Origin of the sequence: Rhodococcus sp. NPDC059234 (genome assembly GCF_042754225.1) — a bacterium.
In the GTDB taxonomy this organism is placed as follows: domain Bacteria; phylum Actinomycetota; class Actinomycetes; order Mycobacteriales; family Mycobacteriaceae; genus Rhodococcus_G.
On record NZ_JBHZAH010000175.1, the window covers coordinates 1 to 7,461 of the forward strand.

General features: G+C 68.4%; 8 protein-coding genes. 2 read left to right on the forward strand and 6 right to left on the reverse strand.

Going from position 1 to position 7,461, the window contains the following annotated elements:
- Positions 1 to 96 precede the first annotated feature (96 nt).
- The 5 genes from ACFXGJ_RS23430 to ACFXGJ_RS23450 are packed head-to-tail and all read right to left on the reverse strand — an operon-like array spanning position 97 to position 4,609.
- Positions 97 to 516, reverse strand: coding sequence for a nuclear transport factor 2 family protein (locus ACFXGJ_RS23430; RefSeq protein ID WP_378625571.1), 420 nt, complete (start codon positions 514 to 516; stop codon positions 97 to 99).
- The gene (locus tag ACFXGJ_RS23435; protein WP_378625574.1) at positions 513 to 1,388 is read right to left on the reverse strand and encodes a TIGR03619 family F420-dependent LLM class oxidoreductase; all 876 of its coding nucleotides are present in this window, start codon (positions 1,386 to 1,388) and stop codon (positions 513 to 515) included. Before ACFXGJ_RS23435 ends, ACFXGJ_RS23430 begins: the two co-directional genes overlap by 4 nt.
- A gap of 14 nt (positions 1,389 to 1,402) precedes the next feature.
- Positions 1,403 to 2,578 (reverse strand): thiolase domain-containing protein, encoded by a 1,176-nt coding sequence (locus ACFXGJ_RS23440; protein WP_378428618.1) that lies wholly within the window; start codon positions 2,576 to 2,578, stop codon positions 1,403 to 1,405.
- Entirely contained in the window at positions 2,578 to 3,645 is a 1,068-nt protein-coding gene (locus ACFXGJ_RS23445; protein ID WP_378625578.1) for a thiolase domain-containing protein, read from the reverse strand. The genes ACFXGJ_RS23440 and ACFXGJ_RS23445 overlap by 1 nt, the downstream gene beginning before the upstream one ends.
- 13 nt (positions 3,646 to 3,658) lie before the next feature.
- A complete protein-coding gene (locus ACFXGJ_RS23450) occupies positions 3,659 to 4,609 on the reverse strand; it encodes a Zn-ribbon domain-containing OB-fold protein (protein WP_378625581.1) in 951 nt (316 codons plus the stop codon).
- Between the two features lie 84 nt (positions 4,610 to 4,693).
- Between ACFXGJ_RS23450 and ACFXGJ_RS23455 the strand changes: the two genes are divergently transcribed.
- Both ACFXGJ_RS23455 and ACFXGJ_RS23460 read left to right on the forward strand, forming a co-directional pair.
- Complete coding sequence (locus ACFXGJ_RS23455; protein WP_378625583.1) at positions 4,694 to 5,734, forward strand: LLM class F420-dependent oxidoreductase; 1,041 nt, start codon at positions 4,694 to 4,696, stop codon at positions 5,732 to 5,734.
- A gap of 181 nt (positions 5,735 to 5,915) precedes the next feature.
- Entirely contained in the window at positions 5,916 to 6,881 is a 966-nt protein-coding gene (locus ACFXGJ_RS23460) for a hypothetical protein (RefSeq protein ID WP_378625586.1), read from the forward strand.
- A 79-nt stretch (positions 6,882 to 6,960) separates the two neighbouring features.
- On the opposite strand, the gene ACFXGJ_RS23465 is transcribed toward ACFXGJ_RS23460, so the two are convergent.
- A complete protein-coding gene (locus ACFXGJ_RS23465) occupies positions 6,961 to 7,401 on the reverse strand; it encodes a PPOX class F420-dependent oxidoreductase (protein ID WP_378625590.1) in 441 nt (146 codons plus the stop codon).
- Between the last annotated feature and the right edge of the window lie 60 nt (positions 7,402 to 7,461).

Here is a 7,461-nt window from a genome sequence, read left to right on the forward strand (position 1 = left end):
CACCGGTCTTCGGCTGGGGGAGGACCCACGGCAGCGTGAAACGGCAAGGGCCGCACCTCGATTTCCGAGGTGCGGCCCTTGCGGCGTTGGTACGGACTACAACTTGACGAGTGTCTTCATCGCCCGATCGACCTCCCAGAAGGCCCGGATCGACTGCAGCTTGCCTTCGTCGTTCACCCGGTAGACGAACACGCCCTCGGCGTCGATCTGGTTGCCCGCCACGACCGACCGGATGCTGCCGATGTAGACCATCTCGTCACCGCACTGCAGGGTGTCCCTGATGTCGAAGGTCAGTGACTCGGTGTTCGCGATGGTCATGTCGTAGAAGCGGGCAATGGCCTCCCGGCCGTGGTGACCCTTCCCTTCGGGATCGAAACCCGAAGGGCCGACGGGGTCCTCGACCCAGCCGTCCTCCGCGAACAGCGCCAGCCACTCCTCCTTGCGCTTACCGCTCGCGGCGGTCTGGGACGCGCGCGACGCGATCCGGACGGGGTGCTCGGTCGCGGTCTCGGTCACGACACTCCTCCGGCGATGTTGTCGGCCGCGAACTTGCGCAACGAGTCCTGCTTCGCCTCGAGCGGGCCGTCGAACGGAACACCGTCGAAGATCCACGGCACCACGATGGCGTCGGTGATGCCCGCGCCGTCGAGTTCGGCGTAGCCGTCCTTGCCGAAGCGGTCGATGCACACGGCCTGAATCTCGAAAGGCTCGTCCGCACGGTCGTATTCGGCGCGCAGGTCATCGAGCTTGCGCTTGGTCTCGACCAGATCCTTGAACTTCATCATCGCCGATGTCCAGCCGTCGCCCACACGGGCCGCCCGGCGCAGTGCCACGTCGGTGTGTCCGCCGACGTAGAACGGCACCGGCTTGCTCGGTGCGGGACTGATCTGCAGCCGGTCGAAATCGTAGAACTCCCCGTGGAACTCGACCATGCCGCCGGCGAGGGTCAACTTGATGATCTCGATCATCTCGTCGACGCGCGCACCGCGCTTCTTGAACGGCACGCCGCACCACTCGAACTCCTCCGGCGCCCAACCGATCCCGACGCCGAAACCGAACCGGTTCCCGGTCAGGTTCGCCACCGATCCGACCTGCCGGGCGAGCAGCAGCGGGTTCCTCGACCCCAGCTTGAGCACGTTCGTGTAGAAGCCGATCGTGGACGTGGCCGCACCCAGCGCCGCCGCGGCGATCAGCGGATCCACCCACGGCGTCTCGGCGTTCCACATCCGAGAGCCGTCGGGGGTGTACGGGTAATCGGCCGCCGCCGTCTCCATGTAGAACAGCGAGTCCGGCAGGGCGATATTGGCGAACCCGCACTCCTCGGCGGTCTGTGCGAGCGGGATGAGCTGGTCGAGCGGGCTCATCGCGATTCCGACGGTGAACTTCACGGCGAGTGCCCCTTCTAGTTGGTCGGGCGGTCGGTGCCGACCACCCACATTGCGAAGTACTGCGAGCCACCGCCGTACGCATGACCGAAGGCCTTGCGTGCGCCGTCGACCTGGTGGTCACCGGCCCGCTCCATCACCTGCATCGCCGACTCGGCGTAGCGGATCATGCCGGACGCGCCGATCGGATTGGACGAGAGCACGCCGCCCGACGCGTTGACCGGCAGCTGCCCGCCGATCGCGGTCTCGCCGGCCTCGGTGAACTTCCAGCCCTGGCCCTCCGGCACGAACCCGAGGTTCTCCAGCCACATCGGCTCGAACCAGGAGAACGGTACGTAGATCTCGGCCTCGTCGATCTCGGTGAGCGGGTCGGTGATGCCGGCGGCCTTCCACAGCGCGGCCGAGGCGTCGCGGCCGGCCTGCGGATTGGCGACGTTGCGGCCGGCGTACGACAGCGGCTCGGTGCGCATCGCGGTCGCGTGGATCCACGCGACCTTGCGGCCGTCGGCCTCGACAGCCTTCGCCGCGTCCTCGTTGCCGATGACGATCGCGCAGGCGCCGTCCGAGGACGGGCACGTCTCGTCGAAACGGATGGGGTCCCACAACATCTGGGAGGACATCACGGATTCGACGGTGATGTCCGGCTGCTTGAGGTGCGCGTACGGGTTCATCGCGCCGTTGCGGCGATCCTTGACGGCCACCATCGCACCGATGTGGTCGGGGGCGCCGGAGCGTCGGATGTACGAGCGCACGTGCGGTGCGAAGAAGCCGCCCGCGCCGGCGCCGACCGGCATCGTGAACGGCACCGGCGTCGAGAGCGCCCACATCGCGTTGGACTCGGACTGCTTCTCCCACGACACCGCCAGCACCCGCTTGTGGACGCCGGACTGCACCAGGCTGGCCGCGACATTGCCCGTCGAGGCGCCGACCGACCCGGCGGTGTGCACGCGCAGCAGCGGCTTACCGTTGGCGCCCAACGCATCCGACATCGCGAGCTCCGGCATCATCGACCCCTCGAACAGGTCGGGGGCCTTGCCGATCACGATGGCGTCGATGTCGTCCCAGCCGACGTGGGCGTCGGCCATCGCGCGGTCGACCGCCTCGCGGATCATGCCGGCCATCGTGACGTCGTGGCGCTTGGCGACGTAGTAGGTCTGGCCGGTGCCGAGGACGGCTGCCAATTGCTTCGCCATCAGTTGTTGCGTCCTTCCATGACTGCGACCAGGTTCTGCTGCAGCACAGGGCCACTGGTGGCGTGGGCGAGGGTGCGCTGCGCGTCACCGCTCATGATCTTCTGTGCCGCGTAGCCGATGCGCTCGAGGCCGCCGGAGAACATCGGGTTGCCGGTCAGCGGACCGCCCGACGGGTTGATCGTGGTGGCGTCGGTCAACCCGATCGCCTCGCGCAGGATGATCTCCTGATGCGTGAACGGGGCGTGCAGCTCGGCGACGTCGATGTTCGAGACGTCACCACCGGTCGCGGCGCGGGCGGCAGCGGCCGTGGACGGGGACGTCGTCAGGTCGCGCGACCCGATGACGGGGGAGTCGATCCGATGCTCGATCCCGGTGATCCACGCGGGCCGCTCGCACAGCTCGCGGGCGCGGTCGCCGCGGGCCAGGATGATCGCGGCCGCACCGTCGGTGATCGGCGCGCAGTCGTGCGCGCGCAGCGGGTCCGCGACGTACTCGGACGCCAGCAGCGTCTCGACGTCGACGTCGCCGGAGAACTGCGCGTTCGGGTTGTCCTTGGCGGCGGCGCGGCTGCGCCGGGCGATCTGCGCCATGTCCTCGGCCGTCCACTTGCCTGCCTCGAGCCCGAGCCGGGCCTGCAGGCCTGCCATCGAGACGGAGTCCGGCCACAGCGGGGCAACCAGGTACGGGTCGGTCTGCATCGCGAGGATCTGCCGGAGGTTGCCGGCGGACGACTTGCCGAAGCCGTACACGAGGGCGGTGTCGACCTCGCCGGTCATGATCTTGATCCAGGCCTCGTACAGCGCCCAGGCGGCGTCCATCTCGACGTGCGACTCGTTGATCGGTGGCACGGCCCCGATCGAGTCGATCGCGGAGATGAACGAGAAGGACCGGCCGGCCAGGTAGTCGGACGATCCCGAGCACCAGAACCCGATGTCGGACTTGGTGATTCCGAGCTCCCGGTACAACTGTTGGAAGCAGGGGACGAGCATCTCGACACCGTTGGTGGTGCCGGTGGTCTCGCGCACATGGGGGGCCTGTGCGAAGCCGACGACTGCAATGTCTGTCATGGTCTCGAGGCTCCTAGAGATGGTGCTTGTAGGTGTCGTAGTCCGCGTCCGGCTCACCGCTGGGCCGGAAATGGGAGATGTTCCGCAGTGAGTACACCCACTCCTCCTTCGGCCGCCAGACGGCCTCGACCCGCATGCCCATCCGGACCTCGGCGGGATCGACCTCGAGGATCAGGTGCAGGAACGGGATGTCCGCGCCGTCGAGCAGGACGTAGGCCGCCACGTAGGGCGGCTTGATCGACTGACCCATGAACGGGACGTTGACGATGCAGAACGTGGTGATGGTGCCCTTGTCGGATACCTCGACCTGCTCCTTGGTGGGCATGCCGTCGGTGGGGTTCGCGCCGCGCGGCGGCACGTACACCTTGCCGTTGGCGTCGGTGCGTCCGCCGATGATCTTGCCCTCCATGAGCCCGAGGAGGTAGTAGGTCTCCTCGAACGAGGCGGTGTGCGTGTAGTGCAGGTCGATCGGGGTGACGATGTCGGTGACGGGCTCGCCGGCGGACGGGGCCGGGGTCGACTCGCTCTCGCCGGGTTCGAAGCACGCGATGTCGCGGATGTGCCCGGTGCGCTCGTCGGCCCAGCGGACCCGCACCCGCATACCGGTACTCATCGCGTCCGCCGATCCGGCGTCGACGGCGTGCAGGATCGACGTGTCGGCGCCGTCCAACTTGACCAGCGCCCACGCGAACGGGTGGCTCAGCGGCTGACCCTCGATGGGATCGGGCATCCACGTCCAGCTGACGACCGTCCCGGTGTCCGAGACGTCGACGAAGTCGGTCATCGGCTCGTGGGTGGTGGGATCGAACTCCGTCGGCGGCACGTGGACACGGCCGTCGGAGCCTCGGGCGCCGACGACCTTCCGGTCACGCAGGCCGGTGACGAATGCTCCGATGGTCGGTCCCACGGACCGCGTGTAGTCGAATTTGAGATTTAGTGGTGCCCTCAGGGGCTGCTCGGCCACTTGGGTCTTTTCAGGGGTCACAAAGTCGAGTAGAACAGGTTCTTATTCCACTGGCAATAGTCACTGTTGAACTGGAGGATTTTCGTGAAGCTTGGGTTGCAACTTGGATACTGGGGCGCGCAGCCGCCGGCCAATGCGCAGGAACTCGTTACAGAGGCCGATCGGGCGGGTTTCGATGCAGTCTTCTCCGCGGAGTCCTGGGGCAACGACGCTTTCACCCCGCTCGCGTGGTGGGGATCGAGCACCGACCGCGTCCGGCTCGGCACCTCGGTAGCCCAGTTGTCCGCACGCACCCCGACCAACGCCGCGATGCACGCGCTCACCCTCGACCACCTGTCGGGTGGCCGGGCGATCCTCGGACTCGGCGTGTCCGGGCCGCAGGTGGTCGAGGGCTGGTACGGCCAGCCGTTCCCGAAGCCGCTCGCGCGAACGCGCGAGTACGTCTCGATCGTGCGGCAGGTGCTCGCGCGCGAGGCCCCCGTGACCAACGACGGCCCGCACTACCCGCTGCCGTACCGCGGTGAGGACGGCATGGGACTGGGCAAGCCGCTCAAGCCGATCACCCACCCGCTGCGCGCCGACCTGCCGATCTGGCTGGGGGCGGAGGGACCGAAGAACGTCGCGCTGACCGCGGAGATCGCGGACGGCTGGCTGGCCATCTACTACACCCCGCGGCTCGCGCCGATGTACAACGAGTGGCTCGACGAGGGCTTCGCCCGCCCGGGCGCCCGCCGCAGCAGGGAGGACTTCGAGGTCGCCGCGACCTGCCAGGTCATCGTCACCGACGATCGGGCGGCCGCGATCGAGCGCCTGCGGCCGATCACCGCGCTGTACGTCGGCGGCATGGGCGCGGCCGAGCTCAACTTCCATGCCCAGGTGTACACGCGGATGGGCTACGGCGAGCAGGTCAAGGAGATCCAGAACCTCTTCCTGTCCGGCCGCAAGGAGGAGGCGGCCGCGATTGTGCCCGACGAGATGGTCACCGACACGATGATCATCGGCAACCTCGCGGAGGTCCGCGAGCAGGTCAAGGTCTGGGAGGACTCGGGCGTCACGATGCTCCTGGTGACCTGCCGCGACGTCGCGCACATGCACCAGCTGTCGGAGGCGATCAACCCCGCCTGACGCGGCTGCGCCGCCGATCTGATCGAGTGAACGGAAGCGTTCACTCGATCAGATCGAACGAACGGCACGTTCACTCACCGCGCTGGCCGGGTGGTCCGCGTCATCCACAGCCCGGAATTCCATCCACATCGACACGTCGTGACGCGCTGCCGGGTCGGCCTCCCGGGTCACCATCGACACCATGCGCAGGGGACCGTGGGCAGAGGATGCGGAGCGGCTGGCGGCCGTCAGCGACAGCGGGATCGTTCGGGTGTCGAAACTCGAGTCGCTCGGGGTGGCCCGGTCGACGATCGCCGCCCGCTGCCGGCCGGGCGGGCCCTGGAGTCGGCCGCTGCCGGGCATCGTGCAGCTGTCGAACGGTCGACCGACCGAACGGCAGCGCGCGGTGGCGGCCCTGATGTACTGCGGCGAGCGGGCACTGCTCACCGGGCGTGCGGCATTGCGCGAGCACGGATTCGGGCAACACGACGGTGAAGTGCACGTGCTGTTGCCGGACCGGCGCCGCGTGCAGGCGAAGGCGTTCGTCCGGGTGGAACGGACGACGCGCCTGCCCGAAGCCGCCATGCGCAACGGCCTGCCCTGCGCGCCGCTGGTGCGGGCATTGCTCGACGCTGCGCGCCTGAGCACCACCCTCGATCGGGCTCGGGCACTGATCTCCGAGGTCGTCCAGCGCGGCGGCGTCACCGCGCGCGAGCTGGCCGAGGAGCTCGGCAGCGGGAGCGTACGCGGGTCAGCTTTTCCGCGCATCGTCATCGAGGAGATGACTGCGAACGTTCACTCGGTGCCAGAGGCGCTCGCACGCGAGCTCTGGTTGAAGAGCGGGCTGCCGGAGATGGCGTTCAACCGCGACATCGTGCGGTCGGACGGCACCTTCCTGGCGCGTCCCGACGGCTGGATCGACTCGGTCGCCCTCGCATGGGAGATCGACTCACTGGACTGGCACCTGTCGCCGGAGCAGTACGGGCAGACCCTGGAACGCCGTACCCGGATGCAGGACGAGGGCATCGTCGTGTTGGCGAGCCGACCTCGGACCGTACGGCACGATCCCGGCGGTGTGATCCGTTCGCTTCGTGCGCATTACGCCCAGGCGGTGGCGCGACCCCGCCCGAGCGTGCGAATGGTGGAGCCACCCGATGAACCCGCCTGATCGGGATGATTGAACGGAATATTCGTTCGATCTGACCGAGTGAACGCTTCCGTTCACTCGGGTGAGGGGGTGCAGCGCGTCACGGTAGCTGGGCCATGCCGTAGACGTGGGTGGCGCGAACCCGCAACACCTGTCGCTGCTCGTCGACCATCGCGCGGCGGAACTCCTCCCAGTCGGGGTGCTCGCGGCCGGAAGCCGTCCGGAACACCTCGACCAGTTCGTCCACCGCGGCGTCGTGCGGATCGGTCGCGACCGCGCTCAGCTCGGCGTCCCCCTCGAGCACCGCGTACGACCAGAAGTCGGCGGCGCTGACGTGCAGCGAGACCCGGGGGTCGCGGGCGGCGTTGCGGGTCTTCGCGCGATCGGCCGTCACGGACACGCGGGCCGTGCGGGCGTCCGGGTCCCAGGCGTAGACGACATTGGAGAGCTGGGGGCGGCCGTCGCGCTTGACGGTGGCCAGCACGGCCCTGGTGTGGTTGGCGAGCAGGTCGAGGAGCGGGGCTTCGGTGTCGGTGCTCATACCGCGGACAACGGAACCGCGGCACCCGTTGTTCCGGGTCGGCCGAACAGGGAACGGCCC